19 protein-coding genes and 1 tRNA gene are annotated in these 21,374 nt (G+C 41.4%); 7 read left to right on the forward strand and 13 right to left on the reverse strand.

Going from position 1 to position 21,374, the window contains the following annotated elements; genetic code table 11:
• The first annotated feature begins 254 nt into the window (after window positions 1-254).
• The 3 genes from CDG79_RS22510 to CDG79_RS22520 all read left to right on the forward strand — a co-directional run bounded on the left by CDG79_RS22510 (window position 255) and on the right by CDG79_RS22520 (window position 3,272).
• Window positions 255-1,586 (forward strand): DUF2252 domain-containing protein, encoded by a 1,332-nt coding sequence (locus CDG79_RS22510; RefSeq protein ID WP_094344119.1) that lies wholly within the window; start codon window positions 255-257, stop codon window positions 1,584-1,586.
• Between the two features lie 31 nt (window positions 1,587-1,617).
• Window positions 1,618-1,815 carry a hypothetical protein gene (locus tag CDG79_RS22515; protein WP_094344120.1) on the forward strand — a complete coding sequence of 66 codons (198 nt, stop codon included), beginning with the start codon at window positions 1,618-1,620 and terminating at the stop codon, window positions 1,813-1,815.
• 275 nt (window positions 1,816-2,090) lie between these two features.
• Entirely contained in the window at window positions 2,091-3,272 is a 1,182-nt protein-coding gene (locus tag CDG79_RS22520; protein ID WP_094344121.1) for a phosphotransferase, read from the forward strand.
• Here CDG79_RS22520 and CDG79_RS22525 read toward each other — a convergent pair whose 3' ends face one another.
• Together CDG79_RS22525 and CDG79_RS22530 are read right to left on the reverse strand one after the other, a co-directional pair.
• The gene (locus tag CDG79_RS22525; protein WP_094329480.1) at window positions 3,273-4,154 is read right to left on the reverse strand and encodes a succinate--CoA ligase subunit alpha; all 882 of its coding nucleotides are present in this window, start codon (window positions 4,152-4,154) and stop codon (window positions 3,273-3,275) included.
• A gap of 156 nt (window positions 4,155-4,310) precedes the next feature.
• Window positions 4,311-5,537 carry a succinate--CoA ligase subunit beta gene (locus CDG79_RS22530; RefSeq protein WP_094344122.1) on the reverse strand — a complete coding sequence of 409 codons (1,227 nt, stop codon included), beginning with the start codon at window positions 5,535-5,537 and terminating at the stop codon, window positions 4,311-4,313.
• A gap of 777 nt (window positions 5,538-6,314) precedes the next feature.
• Here CDG79_RS22530 and CDG79_RS22535 point away from each other — a divergent pair.
• Window positions 6,315-8,063 carry a hypothetical protein gene (locus CDG79_RS22535; RefSeq protein WP_094344123.1) on the forward strand — a complete coding sequence of 583 codons (1,749 nt, stop codon included), beginning with the start codon at window positions 6,315-6,317 and terminating at the stop codon, window positions 8,061-8,063.
• 177 nt (window positions 8,064-8,240) lie between these two features.
• Here CDG79_RS22535 and CDG79_RS22540 read toward each other — a convergent pair whose 3' ends face one another.
• The 3 genes from CDG79_RS22540 to CDG79_RS22550 all read right to left on the reverse strand — a co-directional run bounded on the left by CDG79_RS22540 (window position 8,241) and on the right by CDG79_RS22550 (window position 9,422).
• On the reverse strand, window positions 8,241-8,456 hold the full coding sequence (locus tag CDG79_RS22540; RefSeq protein WP_094344124.1) for an acetyltransferase: 216 nt from the start codon (window positions 8,454-8,456) through the stop codon (window positions 8,241-8,243).
• Window positions 8,457-8,736: 280 nt separating this feature from the next.
• On the reverse strand, window positions 8,737-9,045 hold the full coding sequence (locus CDG79_RS22545) for a DUF3181 family protein (RefSeq protein WP_094344125.1): 309 nt from the start codon (window positions 9,043-9,045) through the stop codon (window positions 8,737-8,739).
• A gap of 119 nt (window positions 9,046-9,164) precedes the next feature.
• A complete protein-coding gene (locus CDG79_RS22550; RefSeq protein WP_094344126.1) occupies window positions 9,165-9,422 on the reverse strand; it encodes a hypothetical protein in 258 nt (85 codons plus the stop codon).
• A 142-nt stretch (window positions 9,423-9,564) separates the two neighbouring features.
• On the opposite strand from CDG79_RS22550, the gene CDG79_RS22555 reads away from it, so the two are divergent.
• Entirely contained in the window at window positions 9,565-10,278 is a 714-nt protein-coding gene (locus CDG79_RS22555) for a Uma2 family endonuclease (protein ID WP_094344127.1), read from the forward strand.
• A 78-nt stretch (window positions 10,279-10,356) separates the two neighbouring features.
• Here the strand turns inward: CDG79_RS22555 and moaC are convergent, their stop codons facing one another.
• Window positions 10,357-10,866, reverse strand: coding sequence for a cyclic pyranopterin monophosphate synthase MoaC (gene moaC, locus CDG79_RS22560; protein WP_094344128.1), 510 nt, complete (start codon window positions 10,864-10,866; stop codon window positions 10,357-10,359).
• Between the two features lie 34 nt (window positions 10,867-10,900).
• Here moaC and CDG79_RS22565 point away from each other — a divergent pair.
• Window positions 10,901-10,974, forward strand: a tRNA-Arg gene (locus CDG79_RS22565).
• A gap of 38 nt (window positions 10,975-11,012) precedes the next feature.
• Here CDG79_RS22565 and CDG79_RS22570 read toward each other — a convergent pair.
• From CDG79_RS22570 to CDG79_RS22585, 3 genes are all read right to left on the reverse strand, one after another.
• Window positions 11,013-12,266: an MFS transporter gene (locus CDG79_RS22570; protein WP_094344129.1), complete on the reverse strand. Its 1,254-nt coding sequence runs from the start codon at window positions 12,264-12,266 to the stop codon at window positions 11,013-11,015.
• A gap of 421 nt (window positions 12,267-12,687) precedes the next feature.
• Window positions 12,688-13,701 (reverse strand): glycosyltransferase family 2 protein, encoded by a 1,014-nt coding sequence (locus CDG79_RS22580; protein WP_094344131.1) that lies wholly within the window; start codon window positions 13,699-13,701, stop codon window positions 12,688-12,690.
• Complete coding sequence (locus tag CDG79_RS22585; RefSeq protein ID WP_094344132.1) at window positions 13,698-14,420, reverse strand: C40 family peptidase; 723 nt, start codon at window positions 14,418-14,420, stop codon at window positions 13,698-13,700. Before CDG79_RS22585 ends, CDG79_RS22580 begins: the two co-directional genes overlap by 4 nt.
• Before the next feature lie 9 nt (window positions 14,421-14,429).
• Here CDG79_RS22585 and CDG79_RS22590 point away from each other — a divergent pair, with 9 nt between their 5' ends.
• Window positions 14,430-15,362: a serine hydrolase gene (locus CDG79_RS22590; protein WP_094344133.1), complete on the forward strand. Its 933-nt coding sequence runs from the start codon at window positions 14,430-14,432 to the stop codon at window positions 15,360-15,362.
• 86 nt (window positions 15,363-15,448) lie between these two features.
• Here CDG79_RS22590 and CDG79_RS22595 read toward each other — a convergent pair whose 3' ends face one another.
• The 4 genes from CDG79_RS22595 to CDG79_RS22610 form a co-directional block, all read right to left on the reverse strand.
• On the reverse strand, window positions 15,449-16,483 hold the full coding sequence (locus CDG79_RS22595; RefSeq protein ID WP_143855551.1) for an HNH endonuclease: 1,035 nt from the start codon (window positions 16,481-16,483) through the stop codon (window positions 15,449-15,451).
• A 194-nt stretch (window positions 16,484-16,677) separates the two neighbouring features.
• Entirely contained in the window at window positions 16,678-18,324 is a 1,647-nt protein-coding gene (locus tag CDG79_RS22600; RefSeq protein WP_094344135.1) for a fibronectin type III domain-containing protein, read from the reverse strand.
• 557 nt (window positions 18,325-18,881) lie between these two features.
• Window positions 18,882-19,907 carry a methyltransferase gene (locus CDG79_RS22605; protein ID WP_094344136.1) on the reverse strand — a complete coding sequence of 342 codons (1,026 nt, stop codon included), beginning with the start codon at window positions 19,905-19,907 and terminating at the stop codon, window positions 18,882-18,884.
• A gap of 98 nt (window positions 19,908-20,005) precedes the next feature.
• Window positions 20,006-21,367: an MATE family efflux transporter gene (locus CDG79_RS22610; RefSeq protein WP_094344137.1), complete on the reverse strand. Its 1,362-nt coding sequence runs from the start codon at window positions 21,365-21,367 to the stop codon at window positions 20,006-20,008.
• Window positions 21,368-21,374: the final 7 nt, after the last annotated feature.

Here is a 21,374-nt window from a genome sequence, read left to right on the forward strand (position 1 = left end):
CTGCCAGAAGGTAGTGGACATAGTGCAGGGGGAGGTAAATTCTTCTTCAGGATGGGAGGCAGGGAATAAATACTTGTGCAATTTTTGAACTAAGAGTGGATCACCAAAACTTCCAGTTACCCTGAACAGTGATTGCATTGTGCTTTAAATCACTTTTCAAGCTATAGCTCAAGGTGGTAAAAGGATTGTTGTTGGATTATTGCCTAGAGGCAAAAGTCTAGCAAAAGTCAATTTTTTACACTTAAGAGATTGTCATGCCTAAACACATATCTGCAATTGTAGTTGTCTTAATTTTAATTTTGGGGTTGGCATCTCCAGTTCAAGCTGCAACTCCCCGTTCAAGTTGGGTGGAAAATGAAATTTATCAATATAACCATCCATTTGCTTCTCAATTGCCTCAAGAACTGGCAACAAAGATGCAAAAGATGACAGCTAGCCCCTTCGCCTTTTATCGGGGAACAGATAGTATTTTTTATCGTGATATGCAGACCTTGCCAAGCTCCGGTTTTGTAAATTCTTCAACCTCAGCCATTTGGTTAGAAGGAGATATGCATCTGCAAAATCTTGGGGGAATGAGAGATGGCAATGATAACAACGTTTTTGACACCACTGATTTTGATGAAGGCTATCTTGGCCCCTACGTTTGGGACTTGCGACGCATGGCAGTTTCTATTCTGTTGGCAGCTAAAGAAAACGGTCTTAGCTCAAGTGATGCTCAAGATATTGTGCGGAATTTCTTGGATGCTTATCTGAATAAGATGAGCGACTTTAAGGGAACCAATGATGAGCTATCATATCGTTTAGAATCCAGCAATACGAATGGTGTAGTCAAAGATTTAATTCAAAATACATCAGGTAAGAGCCGTTCTAGCTTGCTAACTAAATACACGCAATTAAACAACAGTAACAATCGAGTTTTCCAGACAACCTCGGAACTCCAGCCTGTATCCAGCAGCACCTATTCAGATATTGCTGGAGCTATGAACAGCTACATTGCTTCAATTTCTAGTAGTAAGCGCTACAACAATAGTTACTATACCCTCAAGGATATTCGACTCAAATTAGGTTCCGGCACTGGTAGTCTTGGTAAGTACCGATATTACTTGCTAATTGAAGGCCCAAGTTCAGCAACCGACGACGATCGCATTTTGGAGATGAAGCAGGAAGGTAGTAGCGCAGTTGCGATCGCTGTTCCAGGTCTGCTACCAACTTCAGTTTACGGAAACCAAGAAGGGGCGCGAGTAGCAATCGCCATAAAAGCGATGCTCTCTAATACCGATCCCTTGGTTGGCTACACTACGGTCAGTAGCATCCCTTTCATGCTGCATGAAAAATCACCCTACCAAGTGGACTTTGACTATACGTTACTAACCACTAAGTCAAAGTTCATGGATGCAATGGGATATGCAGGGAAGGTCGTTGCCAAGAACCATGCCATCTCTGATAAAGACTATGATGCTGCGATCGTTTCTGTAAGTGTTGATAAAGAAGTTACTGATGTTGTGGGCGGTAACAAGTCTGTATTCAAAGACGAAATTGTTAACTTTGCAGTGGACTATCGCTCTTTTATGACTCTCGTCGGATAAAAATCATCCACCCTTATTTTTAAGGACTTTGATGAATTTAGGCGTAGGTTGGGTTGAGGAACGAAACCCAACACCAACAATCTCTGGTTTTGTTGGGTTTCACTTCGTTCAACCCAACCTACCAATATTTTATTTTTTCGGAGTAATAAAAGAGCGCTATGCAACTCAAGTCGAGTATGACTACACGAGTTTTGTTAATGCTTATAACCAGGGGGTGACATTGTATTAAGATGCAATGCTTGTTGAATGCAGCAGATTGAATATAGCAGTTCTAAATCATTTGTAAAAATAAACGAACCGCAGAGGTGCAGAGAACGCAGAGAGAGGAATCGGATATTTTCACGACTTATTTAGGATTGCTATAAGTAAGCACAATAAAACCAAACTGTGTGAAGAAAAGAAAATAAGACTTAAACCCTTTTCCCCCCTGCTTTATTCAAATGATAATTATTTACGCCGACCTACTTAGTGGGTTTCTATAGTTGGATGTGAGATTTTTCATTTATGATTTTACCTGCCGCACATCTGCTAATTGATGAGGTGACATTAACGACCGTTGTCCGTCGTATACTTGACAGTAAAACTGCCACTCTGAGCCAATGGCACGCCGATGCGATCGCTCACCATATTATTAATAACGTTACAGCCGGTTTGTGGCGGATCGCTGGTATTGCTAACAATGGCAGCGAACAATTATCTTGGTCGGTAATTCTGAAGATTTTGCACCTACAACCAAAGAATGTTGGCTCTATTTTCAATTCCTCTCAAGACCCCACACACTGGAATTACTGGCAGCGCGAGGCGTTGATCTATACATCAGGAATCCTCGATAATTTGAGTGGCGACTTAGTAGCCCCCCGTTGTTTCACGGTTACACAGCCGTCTGCTAATATTCTCTGGCTGTGGCTGGAAGATATTCAGGGCAGTCCTGGCACGACTTGGGACTTGGAACGCTTCGGTGTGGCGGCTCGTCACCTTGGCTATTTACAAGGAAGCTATGTAATGGCACGATCGTTACCTTCTGAGTCTTGGCTGAGTCGTGACTGGCATAGGGTATGGGTGTCCAATATTGATAATACTGCTTTAGAAGCGTGGCGAGAACCGACTGCATGGCAGCACCCACTACTAAAAGAGATATTTTCCCCAAATATAGGCGATCGGGTGATGAACTTGTGGAGCGATCGCCACACCTTCCTCGATGCTGTAGACAAAGCACCCCATACACTCTGCCACTTTGATATTACGCCTAACAATTTGTTTTCTCGACGTAATGCTTATGGCGATGACCAAACTGTTCTCATTGATTGGTCTTTTGTTGGCTATGGTGTGTTGGGAGAAGACATCATAAATTTGGTGCTAGACAGCGTTTTCTTATTATTCGTTAATGGTTCATCACTAATACCCCTGGAAAAACTTGTGCTTGAGGGTTACTTAGCGGGGTTGCGTTCTGCTGGCTGGAATGGGGATGAGTGTGTGGTGCGCTTTACATATACTGCTTTAGCGGCACTTCATTTTGGTTTAATAGTAGGGAGGTTGTTAAAAATAGTACAAAACGAATCTCGTCACAGCTGGCTTGAGCAACGCTTTGGGCGAACTTTTGACGACATTATCGCAGCCAGAGCGATCGCCATTACTCATGGATTAGAACTGGCAGACGAAGCCCGATTATTGCTTCGCTTTTTGTAATTAATTAATCTCCTTTCTCAATAATTCTGGAATCTGAGAAGGGCGTTCAGCGACTGGAACTTCCGCTTCTTTTAAAGCAGCTAATTTACTTTGGGCTGTACCAAAGTTCGGTTCGCGGCCGATAACGGTTGCTAAAGTCCCTGTTTGTCGCCAAGTTTTTCCTGGTGGCGCAAGTCTTCCTGCAATGTAGGCAATGACTGGTTTATCAATTGCCTCAGCAATGTACCGGGCTGCTGCTTCTTCACTACCACCGCCAGGTTGACCGACTAAAACGATCGCCTCTGTAGTTTCGTCTTCATCCAGAATTTGCAACCATTGGAGAAAGGAGGAACCAACGATCGGATCGCTACCAATACTGACACTAATTGACTGTCCCAAACCTGCTTTTGTTAATTCGTAAGCAACTTCATAAGTGAGAGTGCTACTACGACTAACGATCCCCACAGATCCAGGAGTATAAAACTCGCTAGGTTGAGTACCTAAAAGAATTTTTCCCGGTACAATGATCCCCGGACTGTTGGGCCCGATTACCAAAGTTTCACAGGCTTCGGCTTTACGGAGTAATTGCACCATATCCAAAGGTGGCACGCCAGCAGTGATAATAATGATTTGGCTAATATGAGATGCGATCGCTTCTAATGCCGCATCTAGAACGTCGTAAGGATCTACACAAATAATTGTTGTGTCAATTACCCCAAATTGTTCTATTACCTCCTCTACTAAGTCAAATACTGGCAGTCCATGTAGTTCCTGTCCGCCACATCCTGGATTGACACCAGCGACCAAATTCGTGCCATAAGCTTGCATTTGAGCAACATGAGTGCCTGATATAAATTCACAAAAGCCTTGAATTAATACTTTACTTTCTGGCGTTAGGTTCATAAAAAATTACCGTAAGTTTGACAACCCAGTGAGTTAAGCCACTAAGCAAGAAGAGCAGGGAGCAGGGAGCAGGGGAAATAACCAATGCCCAATGCCCAACGATATATTTTCGTGGTAAAAATTAATAATTTTTGATTTGGAACAAAATGATAGTCACTACTTTTTATTAGCAGTTGGTTTAGCAAGACGAACTGCTGCCGCTACTGCTTCATCTAAATTTTCTACCACGAGTAGCGCATCGCTGTGGGTTTTTAGTGTTGCTAAATATTTTCTCGCAGCATTAAATTCAGAACCAGCAAGACGGACAACTAAGGGTTTAAAATTCCGTTCTTGGCGACTTTTACTGCCATTAGAACGCACAACTTGTGATTCCAGTTCGCTGTTGTCTTGCTGCACAACTCTGGCTATAACTTCAACGACTTCCTCAGTTTGAGGAATGCTACCCAGAAAGTTGATGAGGATTACTTGAATGCTTTTGTCAGCTTCCAGGATTTTCAGACCTGTCTCTAGGCGATCGCGGAAGGTAGTTGGTGTAGTATCTGTGAGGAAAGCATGACGTAGATTTAAACAAACACCTGGGTTGCCACCAGCATTGGCTACTAAATCCAAAGTTGCCATTACTGAACCAGTACCATTACCTAAAATACCGATTTTCCCATGCATTTTTATACTATCCCAATCACCCAAAATCCCATTGATTTCAGTACTGGTATGACGGCTGATAATTTTTGCTGCCATCTCGGCGAGGTCTGGATGGCGCTTGATTGCCCGTTCGTTAATCCTGACTTTACCATTAAGAGCCATAACTTGACCATTGGCACTGACTGCCAAGGGATTTATTTCGACTAAATCCAGGTCTTTTTGCACAAATAAGTGGTACATTTTCTCCAAAACGCTGCTTACCGACTGCATCAGCGTTCCCTGTAAACCCATTTTCAAAGCCAGCCGTCGGGCATAAAATGGCGAAAATTCCTGTTCCACGACAACATGGTGCATTTTTTCTCCAGCAGATTCCCAATCAATGTCTGCTTCTTTGCAACCTAAAAGTACTGGTCGGCAAACAGCAGTATCTAAAACCACCGCGAGATAAAATTCCTGGTTCGCGTCGTATTGCGATTCTGCCAGTACAACTTCTGGCAATTCGCCCCATATTGGTAGACTAAAGATATTTTGCGCTGCTGCGATCGCATCTATTGTCGTTTCGGCAAACCTGACTCCACCCGCTTTTGCCCGTTCCGCTCCATGTACTTGAGATTTCAGTACAATTGGAAAGCGAATTTTTAAACGTTTCAAATCTGTAGGATGGTCAATTCGTTGGGAGGGCAATACCGGAATGCCTATCTTCCCAAACCATTCTTTAACTTGATACTCTAATAAATCCATTGATACACCTTGTATTTACACTTTCCAAGCTTTTGGTGAGTGCTGTCTTAATATTTTGCAGCACTTTTATTTCAAAGTTAAGCTTTTGGCAGCTATAAAAATTTATTTTTCACGGATCGATTTTATCGAATTCAGCATAAGAGACACATTAATTTTGCTCGCCAGCCTGGTTGTGCCAGAGCCACAACACGTAATTAATCTTTTCAGTAAGTTCCCCAGCATAGAAGATAACTAGCATTTCTGTCAAAACCCTCTGACCTAGTATCATTTCCTTAACCTTTAGATAAGTTTTTCACAACTGCTCTGCAACTATGATTTTGCAGAGTAAGTAGGTGGGTGAGAAAATTTATAACTATGTCATTGCGAACGCAACGAAGTGGAGTGAAGCAATCACAAGGTTTTCACCGCTTTTACTTTTCGTTACATAGTTATATTTATTTGTGCCTGCCTACTTAGTAGCTATTGTGAATTTAACTGTCGCAAAATAATGCAGTGAAAATACTCAAAAACTCTATTATTCCCATTTTTTATTTGTAATTTATATCTGAAGACAGATTATTTAATTTTGTATCTAGGGAGTTAAAAATGTAGCGCCGCGAACAATAACTGCTTTTTTAATTTTTGGTGAAAAGTCAGAATTTGTGTTAGAAAGTTGGTCGTTCAGATTTTCAGGCTGTGGTTCGTTAAACTGTGCATTTGCATTCAACAAACCTCAAAAGTTCATTTCATTCCCTTAAAGATAATCAAAACAATATAGAAGTTGAGCGGAAAAGCTCTATGAAGGTAGCAGTCCAGCAGGAAGATTTACAGCTTTTAGCCAAAACTTTGCAGGAACAATTGCTTGTAGAAGTCTCATCGGCTGAAGTCTTCGAGGTTAAATGCGCCGTCAATAAAGACGGGCTAATGGTTTTAATGCAACATGAATCAGATGTAATAGTTGACGCTCAGATCGTCTTTGCAGTAATTGAGGAAGTACTTCAGTCTGTAACACCCCACAGAGATGGGCAAGTGCAATGTTTCCTCAGAGTTTTTGGCGAACAACTCCCTTATGCCAAATGTTTCTTGGCTTTGAAGCAGAGGGGAGGATGGGGGGATGGAGGAGCAGGGGAAGCAGAGGAGGAATACTTTTCTCCACTTTCTTCATCGGCTCTGACTTATTCTCCATCATTCGATGAGGCTGAGGAGGAGGAACCGTTTGACCCATTTGCAGATGCGTCGAATTTCCCGACTTCAAAGCCAGGATTTCAAATCAAACCCATCTTACTGGGTGCAGCCTTAGTGGGGATTGTAGTTTTAGGCGGTGGTGCTTATTTATTGACTCGCCCTTGTGTGATGTCTGAGTGTAAAGAAATACAAACTGCCGAGCAATTAAAAACAAAGTCTCCACAACTGATGCGCCGCGCCAAGTCTGAAAAAGAATTAGTAGCTATACAACAACAACTTGCAGCAGCCAGCGCCGCCCTAAATGTAATTCCTAGTTGGTCGCCCCGTTACCAGGAGTCGGAAGAACTAAAAGCAAGTTTGTCGGGACGGTCAGAAAAAATCAACCAGGTGGTCAAGGCTTTGCAGACGGGATCTTTGGCGACAGAAAAAGTTCAAACTCCTGCATCTAGCCTAGAGGAATTACAAGCTAGACAGCATTTATGGCGACAAGCTATAGCGCCCCTAGAAACTATAAGTTCTAGTAGTGAACTCTATGGGCTAGTGCAGGGTAAATTACTTAATTATCGTGTCCGTTTGCACGCTGTAAATCAGCAGATATTTATTGAGGAAAAATGGCTCAAAAAACTGACAGCAGCAAAAGCTGTAGCTAGTGCTGCTGAGAACCGGGAAACTACTGCCAAATCTTTGAATGATTGGCAAAAGGTGCAGTCTACTTGGTTGGTGGCAATTAATGCTTTGAATAGCATTCCCCTAACTAGCTCTGGATACCAAGAAGCCGCAAAGCTGTTGATAGATTATAGACCTAAGTTAGTAGCAGCACGCGATCGCGCGACGAAAGAACAATTAGCCGCTAAAACCTACCAACAAGCCGTTAGCGCTGCCAACCAAGCCAAAATATATCAGCAACAAAACCAATGGCAAGCAGCAGCTACATACTGGGATCAGGCTTTGCAAACTGCTAAAAAAGTTTCCCAAGATAGTTTGTACTATACTCAGGCTCAGTCTCTCATCGAACCCTATTCAATAGCCCTTAAACAAGCACAAGAAAAACTACAAGTTGTTAGTAGTTTCCAACAAACCCGCACTGACTTGGATAAAACCTGTATTAATGGAATTCGGATTTGCACCTTTAGCATAGATAATGCAGGAATTATTGTCCGGCTAACCCCTGAGTATGACCAAATAAGGCAAAATAACTTGGCTAATCCTTATTCTGAAAATTCTAGTACTGCTATTGACGTTACCAATCACTTGCAAATCTTACGGGAAGCCTTAGCTGTAATTGGTGACAATGCCAACTTGCCCCTTTTCCTCTACGATTCTAAAGGTCAGGTAATTTATACACGGACTTTAGGCGGGTAAGTAGAAATGCTAGGGTCAAGAGTTTGGAATCTATAGCAATTCTGGCGTTGCATAATCAAGGGATGAGTTGAGGTGTTCTACTGTGCAATGCCCATTATTTAAAGTATCGTGAAATACCCGTGTTTACCGACAACTATCGATCCCCGACTTAGTAAAAATTGTCGGGGATCTAGTCGATTAACCGTTGTCCTGTCTATAGTCGGCATCTAACCAACAGCGTGGTAGAACTTCACCAGAAGGAAAAACGAGATTTTCTTTTTTAAAACTATCAGGTGGTTGTTCTTCTTCACCTTTTTGTTCTCGTCCTTGAACGACGTTACTATTAGGATCGAGCAATTCTTGAATTTCGAGAATTTTCACCAATTTGTCACTATCTTTGATTTGTAAAAGCATAGAAATTGCCTCAATGAGTTTGCATGAAAGTTCAAAGCGAGTCTCAACATAAACTCGCTCAAATCTAAACTGATTTTGAACGCGGAGATTCCTTAATTGTTAAAGGAAATTTTTATCAGATGTCCACAGATGAATTACACGAGGTTAATCTGTGTGTATCTGTAGAGTTAATTTTTATAAAATTGAGACAGCAAAGTTATACCTAATTCAGCAGACAAAACTGAATCAGGAAGTGCTGATTAATAAAATTGCTTAACTAAGATAATATTGGTTTTAGCAATTATGAATCGCGTTGAAATTTCTCCAAAATATCAACTAAAGTAACCTGGCATTGCAGTGGTAGTAAATCGATTAAAGGAAGTTCACTTCTACCGCCGCCAATTTTTACTGTAATTGATTGCAAGACTTTTAAAACTTGGTCTTCATTTACACTGTTAGAAGTAATTAAAGGATACAGTCGTTCAGCAACAAGGGTATGCAGTTTGGCATTAGATAAATAAAGATGCCATTTGGCAATGTCCATATAGACACTTTCGCCAATTTCAGCTGCTAGGGCTTCTAGTAGTTCCGTAGTATTAGTCTTAGCCATAAAAATAACCCTAAATTAAGAAAGAGCGCGAAATCTCAGGCTTTTTTACATTATCACTCAATTAAAAGGCTGATTCCACTACCACAGGTTACAATCGCCCTAGCATTAGCAGTCCGTCTTCAGGTGGATTTGGTTGGAGCTTCGGTGTAGTTAGCGATCGCACTAATATAAATCAGATGCGCTAACACTATTCCTGTCCAACTTAAAGTCAGCAAAGGCAGCCACTCCCAGGTAGTATCTTTCAAAATGTGGAAAAACCACAAGCCAGAGTTAATCGTAGCAGCGATCGCTACATGGGTGGCAAAATTCATCCGGTCATCGATCTTGCGATAATCAGGGTCTTTGCGATCGGGTTTGCGAGGCCAACGAGGAGGCATAAATATTTGTTACAGATTTCAATACACCCTATTTATTCTAAGGTTTTTGTGGCAATGCTTGCTATTAGACCCTTACAACCAGTCATAATTGAATTGCCAGTCATAATTGAATTGTAAGTCAAGAGCCACTGGGTTAAATCAGATGACGATCTTTGAGCAAATAGACCCCGATCTCCTCTATCCAGATAGTGACGGCAAACCAATGGCAGACAATACAGAACAATATCGTTGGATTGTCCTGATTAAGGAGAATTTAGAGATTCTGTTTGCTAATAAAGAGAATGTTTTGATTGCGGGAGATTTACTTTGGTATCCCGTCCGTTCTCGGCTGATTACACCGACTGCACCTGATGTAATGGTTGTCTTCGGTAGATCAAAGGGAAAACGTCGTTCCTACCGTCAGTGGCAAGAAGATAATATTCCACCGCAAGTAGTCTTTGAGATTCTTTCTTATAGTAACGATACCAAGGAAATGGAGCGGAAGTTGGAGTTTTACGATACTTACGGTGTTGAAGAATACTATTTATACGATCCTGAAAGCTTTCAACTAGATGGCTGGTTGCGGCAAAATAACCATTTGAATAAGCTATGGCAAATGGATGGTTGGACAAGCCCCCGCTTAGGAATTAGATTTCAAACGGGGCTTGGGGAGTTAGTAATTTACCATCCAGATGGACAAAGATTTTTGAATTCGCTGGAACTTAATCAACGGGCAGAACAAGCTGAGTTATTGGTAGAACAAGAACGCCAACGCGCTGAACAAGAACGTCAACGCGCCGAACAAGAACGTCAACGCGCTGAACAGTTAGCAGCATATTTGCGTAATCTCGGCATTGATCCTGACAATCTGCCGTGAATGAGGAGTGGGGATGAGGGAGAAGAATTAATAACCAATTCCCAATTCCCCATTCCCCATTCCCCATTCCCCAAAAAGTTATTCCTCTAACAGGCAATAATCTCCTGATTTCCCGCCACTTTTACTTATTAAACGAATCGATTCAATTTGAATCGACTTCTCTAAGGCTTTTGCCATATCGTATAAAGTCAGCGCAGCCACAGAAACGGCAGTTAAAGCTTCCATCTCTACACCAGTTTCAGCTTTAGTTTTGACTGTGGCTTGAATTTGATAACCAGGCAGTTGCGGATCGGGTATAATTTCAACCGCTATTTTTTGCAAAGGCAACGGATGACACAGAGGAATTAAAGCGGCTGTTTGCTTGGCTGCCATAATCCCTGCTAATCTTGCAGTTGCCAGCACATCACCTTTTGGGACATTTCCGGCTTGAATAGCAGTGAAGGTTGTTAGCAACATTCGCACATTGGCAGCAGCTACTGCTTGGCGAATAGTGGGTGCTTTACCCGTCACATCTACCATCTGTGCCTGTCCCTGTTGATCTAGATGGCTTAAGCTAGCAAAATTAGATGAAAAATTATCTTGCGTCATTTAGTTAGAACGTGTTAATATAAATTGTCAGTGAGGGTGTGTAGCTCAGTGGACTAGAGCACGTGGCTACGGACCACGGTGTCGGGGGTTCGAATCCCTCCTCGCCCGTATTTTAAAGTTAATAGTTGAAAGTTAGGAGTGAGGAGTTAAAGTTCCTCACTCCTAACTTTTAAGTTTTTCAATGCATAAGCATCTGGAGCCAGTCCTAGTGCAAAGCGTAGGGAGTTGGATAAATCTTTGCTCGATTGGGTGAGGAAGATTATCAGTGCTAGAGAAGCGATCGCAGCACCATAGCCAAACATATCGCGGTAGCCTACAAGTTCTGCGATGCTACCCAAAAGAGGAGCAGCGATCGCAATTCCCAGGTCAAGCCCAGCTACGCAGAGAGCAAAAATTTGCCCCCGTTCTTGTGGCAGTGAGCGATCTGCCATCAGAGTAATCATCATGGAAATGAGTGTACCACCACCAGCACCTTCAGCGATCGCGGCCAATAAGAAAAACATCGCACTGTGAGCCTGCCATAGCAGTATTGACGCTAGAACGTAGAAAAAAATACCAAAGGTGATAAATAAACCACGACCAAAGCGATCGCTTGCCTTACCAGCAAACACCCTGATACTAAAACTAGAAATTGCCGAAGCTGTAAAAAACAGTCCACCGTTGAAGTCTACCTGACTGGATTTGAGGAACAATGACACAAAGGTATGTACAGCACCGATAGACAAACCAACCAGCAACATAACTATAGTTGGAACTTTCACCTGTGGACTGCTCAAAATTTGCCAAAAATTGCGATCCTCAGCCTTAGTTTGCTCTTGTGTCTTCACTGGCTCCTTAGTAACTTGTACAATCGCCAAAAGAGCGACAAAACCCAATTCGGCAGATAACAGAAATAATATCCCGTAGCCACTTGTAGCTTCTAAATACCCACCCAAGGCAGGGCCAATTGCCAAACCAAGGGGAGTTGCCAGAGTCATGTAACCAATGATTTCGCCACGAGTTTCTGCGGGGGCTAAATCTGCGATTAAGGCACTGTAGCCAGTGGTAAAAGCAGCAACGCTAATGCCGTGAAAAATTCGCACCAGGATTAATAGCCCAATTGATTGGGTTGCCAAGTAACCAAAGGGTGCGATCGCGGCTACTATCGTACCAATCAGCAAGACAATTTTGCGATCGCGTTCATCGGCTAATCGTCCCAGCGTCGGGCGAGATAACAATAAGCCAATAGCGAAACTACCCATTACAATCCCAATTTCTTGCTTACTTGCGCCCACATCATCGATGTAAAGCGGTAAGGTTGGTAAGAGTGCAGACAAACTCGACCAGAATAATAAACCTGCTGTAAATAAAACAAGCAGGTTGCGCCGTAGTTCGGTATCAAAAGTATTAAATGCTTTCAAGGTAGATGCAATTTAATTGGTTTTTTGTCATTTGTGATTTGTCATTTGTGATTTGTCATTTGTCATTTGTGATTTGTGATTTGTCATTTGTCATTTGTCATTTGTTTAGAAACCTTGATTTTCGGGTAGGGGCAATTCATGAATTGCCCCTACCGCGTGTAGTTTTGCGTAAGTTCTACTCTTTTGAAAAACTCCAAATTTCAAAATGAACGAGACTTAACTCTTTACCAATGACCAATCATACCAAGTCCGCTTAATCACTTACGATATGTCATTGCGAGTGAAACGGAGTGGAACGAAGCAATCGCTGCGGACTCTGCGATTACTTCACTTCGCTATCGCTGCGTTCGTAATGACAAGTATTTATCCAGACATGATATGACCAATGACCAATGACTAATGACTAATGACTATTGTTACGTTACTTAACATTTTTTGCTACTACTTCTCGCACCCGATAGATAGGCCGCCCTTGGGATTCATGATATGTACGCATGAGTAATTCTGCCAAAAGACCGAAGCAAAATAACTGCACTCCAGTTACTAGCAGCAGAACTGCTAAACTTAACAAGGGACGATTGCCAATCATCTCACCTAAAGCCAATTTGACAAAAGTCAGGTAAATTCCGATCGCTGTCCCCGAAACCATTGAAATCAAGCCCAACAGTCCAAAAACGTGCATTGGGCGGGTGAGGAATTTTTTCATAAACAGAATGGTTAACAAATCCATCAACACCCGAAATGTCCGCCAAATTCCATATTTACTCCGACCAAAGCGACGGGCGTGATGACGCACGGGTATTTCAGTAATTCTAGCTCCTTCAATGTATGCCAGAGCGGGTAAAAATCTGTGTAGTTCGCCGTAGAGGTTCATATCTGCCAACAGTTCTGCACGATAGGCTTTCAGCGAACAGCCATAATCATGAATATTGACGCTAGTGGTGCGGCGAATTAGCCAGTTGGCAATTTTGGAAGGAAGTAACCGATTTACAGCACCATCTTGGCGATTTTGCCGCCAACCACTCACCAAATCGTAACCCTCATCCAGCTTTCCTAATAACATAGGGATATCAGCCGGATCGTTTTGGAGATCGGCATCTAAAGTAACGATCGCTTTCCCGACTGCATAATGAAACCCAGCAGCCATCGCCGCAGTTTGTCCGTAGTTGCGACGCAAAATTACCGCCTTTAAATCAGTGCGGATTTGCGCCTCTTTTTTGAGAAAATCCCCGGAACCATCCGTAGAACCATCATCCACACAGATGATTTCATAATTTACCTGACTAGAAGATAAAGTAGATGCGATCGCTTCTAGTAAAAGCGGCAAACTTTCCACCTCGTCATGTATCGGCACTACCACCGAAACATCTGGGACAATTACGGAAATAGTCCCATTCTCGTCACTCAATCCCTGATCGACCAACCCACTCCTCATATTTCTTCGCGCCCTTTGCGTCTTCGTGGTTCGTAACTCTGAAAAACTCTCCCAGCCCCTCGCAGCTGCTGATAATACGACAGACTAACAGCATCTCCCTGTTCCGAGAGAATATCAATCTCAATCCCATCCCGTCCTCGATCTTTCCCAGAACTATGGATGTAATAACCATCTGCTAAATAAAGCCCGACATGGGTTGCTTTTTGGCTAGTTCCAAAAAATACCAGATCCCCGGCTGCTAATTCTGCAATAGTAATTGCTTGGGTGAATCCTTCCTGTTGATAAGCATCTCTGGGTAGCCAAATACCCACCGAAGCAAACGCCGCCTGCATCAACCCAGAACAGTCATAATTTGGCCCAACTGTACCACCCCAAAGGTAATAATTTGATTGTTGCATCGCTTTTTGGGTAAAGGCAATAACCTCTGCTAGGAGTTTTTTAATCTCAGATTCAGAAAATGTTGCCACTTGATAAGGTACAGTAGCAGGTTGTAATGAATCAAAATCTGAAACAGAGATCCAGCCAGGATAGTCATCTTCACATAAATACACCTCGACCGCTAAATTTTGATGATTTGATGTTACCCACAAATGTCTTCCAGATGCAGATTGAGTTGATAAACGCGTACATTCAGGAGAATCATATAAATTCAGGTCAGCTAAACACTGATACTCCCCTGATTTTGGATTTTGGATTTTGGATTTTAGATTAAAGGACATTATTAGAGAATGATTTTTTTTAATAAAGACGAACAACTCGAAAATATTGGTAATGGCATTTTAGATGCAACTTGGGCAGCATTTCCGACTTTAGCCCGGAATCAAATTGCCTTGACTTGGGTTGTTTACGATCCACCAGTGCTAGTAAATACTGGTGGGGCGCTGACTCCCAAAGCTTTTTGGGAACATCCAGTCCGTGGTTTTACTTATCGCGGTGTTGAACGAATTTATCCCGCCAGTGTAGTCAAGCTATTTTACCTAGTGGCGGTAAATGAATGGCTAGAAAAAGGCATGAGTCAAATCTCCAAGGAGTTGGAACGCGCTTTGCGGGATATGATTGTCGATTCTAGTAACGATGCTACCAGCTTGGTTGTGGATATTTTAAGTGGTACTACATCCGGGCCAGAATTACCAACTGGGCCCTTTGAAACCTGGAAATATCAGCGTAATATCATTAACCGCTATTACCAATCTTTGGGTTGGGAAGAAATGGAGACGATTAACGTCTGTCAAAAAACTTGGGGTGATGGCCCTTATGGACGGGAACGGGCCTTTGTGGGAGAGTTACTGGAAAATCGTAATATGTTGACAACAAATGCGATCGCCAGGTTACTGCATAGTATTGTAGGTGGAGTTGCCGTTTCAAGTGGGCGATCGCAAGCAATGATGGCTTTACTAAAACGGACTCTCGATGATTTGTCACCTGACAGCGAGGAAAATCAAGTAACAGGTTTCTTAGGTGGTGGACTTCCTAAAAATGCTCAAATTTGGTCAAAAGCAGGTTGGACAAGTCAAGTTCGCCATGATGCTGCATATATTGAGTTACCAGAACAGCGTCCTTACCTTTTAGTAGTATTTACTGAAGGTAAAGCCCAAGCTAAGAGTCGGGATGTTTTGCCCTTTGTTTCTAAACTAGTTGCTGAAGCGATTAGCAGTCTATAATCCAAAATTTTTAGAAACTCATAGGTTAGGCGCACACAGCTAACTGTGCGCTCCTATAGGGGGTTGTGGTTCAACGTCCTCTCCTTTTAACCTACTAGGCGAAACTCAATGTCGTGACTGGCCAATGGGAGCGACCCGGAAGACACCATGATACGCCATATACCAATACAGTTTATTTTTAAAGACAGGAATAACGGAACAGACCATCGACGTATTTGAGCAGTCGTCTGTGATATCGGTAAATCATAATGAGAGACCAAGGCAGTATGACCTTCGGCATCTTTAACAGAGTAGTCAATCCGAAGGAGTGTGTTTATAGGGATAGTGCCAGTTTCGACAACGCAGAGCAGGTTGAGTTGCAGATTGTATGGCAGTGACGGAACCTCATAGTACGCCCACCCGCCGCCAAGTACAGAAAAGAGACCTTGTACTTGGATCGCATTGGCAAGAAAAATGGCGGATATCTGGAGTCCGTTTTCAAGATCATCCACGTCTGCCGGGCGGCCTCTATAGGTAGCTAGACCACCACCACCTCCACCTCCACCGGGAACTTGCCCTTCTCTACCGTGAACGTCGATTGGTTCGTGAAATCCTGCTGGAGTAACACCGACTATGTTGATTATTCCGCCCTCGCCACCAGCACCGCCATGAGACCCACCTTCTCCACCTGCTTTCAGTTGTGCACCGTGAAAGTCCATATAAACAGTTGTCCGCAACTGACTTTCCATCGTTTTTTGAAGTTCGGCGACCAGGGAATCAGACAATGCAGAGACTTCGATTTCTGCTTTCCTTGCGTTTTCTTCGCGATCTGCCTTTATGCATGTCAAGTATTCTACGGTGTATTTATGAAGGTTCTCCTTAGCGTCAATTACTTTGTGGTGGTTTTTACAAAGAAGAATTAGATTCTCAAAGGAATGTCTTTCTTCTGAGGTTTGTTGTGCGTTGTATCGAAGACCACCAGGATTCTGGGCACATATATGACACACTTCGCCCAGTATGATGTTGTTGTTTGTACTGGAATCTATGATGGCATTAGTGCAGCTTGGAAATGCACATCGGTTCATCGATAGTGCAAATAGTCTCCGAATCGTCGAATCTCTCGGTGTCTTTATTTCTGTCACCTTGCTCCCCCGGCTTTGTTTTTGCCTGCCCACGAATGATTAGACCTGTTGCTTTATATTGCAAAAAATCGCAAAGCAGATACCGAGAAAGCACCTAAAAAATTTTTCTTGTTTGACTTTGAAGGCTTAATTCATCTTATTCAACAACAAGTTTATTTAAATTGTCCTTACGCTTTCATATTCTCGTCAGTAACTCATTGGGGATTCAACTTAAATTCGTCAAACTTCAAGACTTCCGAATCAGGCTTGCGAGTATCAAAACGATAACTACTTATCGTACCCGTTGCAGTATCAAAGATACTAAAAACCGTAATATCATTACTCGCAATATAAGGCATCGGCTTTCCATCTTCACCTAGCAAGGGGGCAATTGTTGGCCCTATCGGTTCTAACCCATTGGGATCGCCAAGCTTAACATAATCCTCTTGATACCCAATTGGTACTTCTCGCTTTCTATCGCCCCAAGCAGCACCGTAAGTATTGCCCACATTAGATGTTTCTAAAAAGTGCATTCCACTAGGACTAACAAAACGGTTCCACAAATGAGAATGTCCATAAAATACTAATTGCACATTAGCCGCTTCTAATAAAGGCACAACATCGCGGATAATATAATCTGCATCTTTTGGATATTCGTAACGCACAGCTTTAATATTATTCCCATCCCGTTCAATTATCTGTACTGGCTCTGTATAAGCAGGAACTATATTATCACCCAAAGTATGGGGTGGATGATGGAACATCACAACTTTGTATTTTGCTTGTTGAAATTCAGGGCTGTTAAGTTCCGACTCTAGCCAATTATATTGCTTGCTACCTTTAGCAATTGGCTCATAAATTACCTGTCCATAACCCCAATCTTCAGGATTATTTAAATCATTTTCAGCTTCGAGATATCTCCCCTTACGCTTTCCATTTAAGCTGGGAGTCCGCCACATATTCGTAGCATACAGTACCACCAAACGCACATCACCAAAGGTAACTGCATAATACCTTTTTCCACCCTCTTTACTTTTGGGTAAAGAAAAAATCTCTTCGTAGGTATTAGTATTAAAAGAATTATCGATTAAAGATTTGTCCCGATAGATTTTTTGAGCAACTGTACGAGGGATTGTATCATCAAATTCACCATCTAAACTTCCCACCCTGGCAAATCGCCCCATCACCTCATGATTGCCAATACAAGTAAACATGGGTGCATTTTGAATTATTTGTCCGCCAGTGTAGGTTGTTTTAACACCGTCGTGCGTCATGTTATATTTAGCACGACCTTGTAAACCGGGAAACAACGCACCACCACTATTATCATCAAACCATTCTGAGGCGCGATCGCTAACATTGACCAAATCCCCAGCAAACCAGACTCCATCGACTCGTCCAACCGTTTCTACCACCTTTTGCAGATTTGCCGATGTCATCGGTTTTAATTGATGGTCAGAGGTGAGTAAAATTTTTAGTGGTGTATCTGGTTTGGGAGTAGCTGCGAGGCTAAAAACATTACTGCTAGAACTTTCGTTGTCTTCTCGCACACTCGTAACACGATAATTTACCCGCACATCAGCAGTTAACCCAGTTACCTCAGCCTCATGTCGCCAAATGTCACGCTGGACGGGTTTTTGATAAACTTCGCCGTCTTTGGTTTGGTTTCCAACTCTTGATTCTTGGTCTTCACGCGTGCGAGTGAGTTTGGTAGTATCTGCCTTAACACTTAGTTTGAGATTTTCACCGTAGGTTACTGTGTGATTAACACCAGCAAACTCAGTAAACCAAACTACTCGCACTGAGGTTTCAGTTGGCAGTTGCAAAAATGGGTCGGTGAGTAGTTGGGGTGCTGATGTCATAATTGTTTGCCCAAATGAACGCACGCTTACCAAAGTAAAGCATATAACAAGTACAAGCATAGCCACTAAGGAAATTTTATGGCGGCTTTTGCATCTGAGCATGACTAACATCCCAAATTTTATAGGGTATCTATGACTGAACGCAATTTTATTATCAACAGGACTTACGCCACTGGCACAGTGCGATCGCTAGCCAGTAGTACAGACGTATTTAATTAGCGAGAATGTGTTTGATTGGCTTTACTCGAGTTAGTAACAATAATCAATGATGTATCTTGTTAGAGTATTCCAACTAAAAAACGATCGGCAATCGTGATTTTAGGTTTGATCTTCATAGACTGGAGAATAAGAATGTAATTCTTTTTTTTGCGGATAGCTTTCTTGTCGATTCCCTCAACTCAAAATTGTCCGAAGTATTGATTAATGCACTCGATACAAGCCCGGCCCGCACTTCGTGCGGGCCGGGCTAACTTAGGCGGAATCTTCTTTATAGGAGAAGGTTGATACCTTGCATATTATAGGTTATTTTTCAACTCAGAACTCAGCACTATTCATTATTAATTGATATCTATTTTAACTCCTTCAAGAATACTAAAATCCGATTGTGTTGGATAAATTTTAGTAAGTTTGAAACCTCCTGATTTAAATAACTCTTCAAACTCGGCTTCAGTTCGATCGCGTCCACCAGGGCACATTACCAACATATTTACGTCCATAAACTTACCTGCAAAAAAGTCATTGCCAGTAGGAATTATGAAGTCTATTACCAACAGTCGTCCTTGTTCTTTCATAGCATGATGACAGCGCCTAAGAATATCTTTTGCACGCTTATCATCCCAGTTATGAAGAACATTCTTGAGCAAGTAGGCATCTCCTCCTACTGGCACAGACTCGAAAAAATCTCCCCCTACTAATTGACAGCGATCGTTCACAACTGTTGTTTCGAGCAAAATCTTAGCTCTGTCAATCACATCTGGATGGTCAAACAACACTCCTTTTATTGTGGGATAGGCTTGGAGGATAGCAGTGAGTAAACTACCATTACCACCACCAATATCAATTAGCTTGTCAATTGACGAAAAATCATAAGCTTCTATTAATGGGACATATTCGTCTTTTGACGAAGACATAGCCCGATCGAATATTTCTCCTCGGTTAAGATTTTGCTCGTTGTACTTAAACAAATCCATACCGTACAAATCTTCAAAGGCACTTTTTCCTGTCTGTATGCTATACATCAAATTTCCCCAGGATTTATAATAGTGCTCTTCACCTCGCAAAATAGCTGTAGCACGAATTGAGTCAGGAACGTTGCTTTGCAAACAATCTGCCAACGGTGTTAGCTCAAAGCATCGAGTTTGTGTCTCAGCAAAAATTCCGATACTGGCGAGCGCCCGTAAAACTCGATATAGAGAATCGCTATGTGTATTTGTTGCAGCAGCTAAAGTATCGCAATGTTGAGAACCATCCTTAAGCAAATCAGCAATACCAAATTTAGCGGCGACATAGACACACTGTGAAACCCAGTAAGCATGTACCCATTCCATTGGGCTGATTTGAAAATCTGTATTATTTGGATTCATTTTTGTGGACTTTATGGTGAATAGATATGTATGTGCGATCACTAAAATTTAAAATCAATACAATTGTAATTATATTGATAGTCTAATAATGATTATCTTTATAGATGATTTATATTCATTTTTTTGAATTCAATAAAGGTTAATAAAAGTGCAACAATCATAAGTAAAAAGTCTGTTAGAACCATTCCATAATATATACCACTAACACCTAGTAACTTTGATAAAATTACCACTAATGGAATAAATAAAACTATATTGTTTAAAATAATTATTATAGAAACAGTTTTTCCCTTTCCTATAGACTGAAATAGAACTGAACCAAAGGGAACAAAAGCTATTGTTGGTATTAATAAACTCAAAACACGAAAATTGAGTAAATCATTGTTTGTGAAAGTCGAATTTGGCAATAGCAAACTTAAAAATGTTTCTGGTGATAATTGCATTGGCAACCAAAATAATACAGCCAAAGCAGTTACAGAAATACTAAAAGTAAAATAAGCTTTTCTCAGTCTATCATAATTTCTGGCTCCATAATTTATGCCAATCACTGGTTGTAATGCTTGCACAAATCCATTTAAAGGAATGAATGCTAATAAAGTTAATCTCATACTTGCTCCGTAGAAAGCAATATCACTATTTGTTCCATAATAAGAGATAGATTTAAAAACAACAAAATTTTGAACTAATTCCATAACATTAGCGAGTAGTGCTGACATTCCCACTGATAAAATTCCCGGAAGTAAATTTATTGCTAGAGCAAGCTTTCTATAATTAACTGGAATAGAACTTTGACCAGATAAGAAATATATAAAATTTATTATGCAAAATACTATCATAGCAATAACAGTAGAAAGAGCAATTCCTCGGATACCCCAATGAAAAACTACAACAAATATAGGATTTAAAATTATATTAATAATGACATAAATACCTGCAAAAGTCATAGCTAATCTAACTTTACCTTCTGACTTAATAAGTTGGTTGGAAGCTACTGCTAAAATATAAAATACTGAGCCTAGTATATAAGTTTTAAAATATTCAGAACCGGCAAAAGCTACTTGACCACTTCCTCCCATTAATTTAATTAATTCCTCACTAAAACTGTAGCCAATTATAGTAATAAAAAAGGATATAAAAAGACCCATTACAATTAAATTGCTAAATATTTTGGACTGAGTTTTTATATCTCCAGCACCAATAGCTCGGCTCAGGACAGAAGCTGAACCTGTTCCAACTAAGTAAGCAAAACCATCTATAATAGCAGTAAGTGGTAGAGCTAAAGATATGCCAGCAATTGCTGTTTCTCCAATAAACTGCCCAGCAAATAGAGCATCAATAAAAGCATTCATGCTAATCAGCAGCATTACTAGAATGCCAGGGGCTGATAACTTTAACATCAGTTTTAAGATGTTACCTTGAAGTATCTCATTTTTTATTTTAGATTGGTTTTGTGAAGTCATTTTTAAT

The organism is Nostoc sp. 'Peltigera membranacea cyanobiont' 232, from assembly GCF_002245985.1.
In the GTDB taxonomy this organism is placed as follows: domain Bacteria; phylum Cyanobacteriota; class Cyanobacteriia; order Cyanobacteriales; family Nostocaceae; genus Nostoc.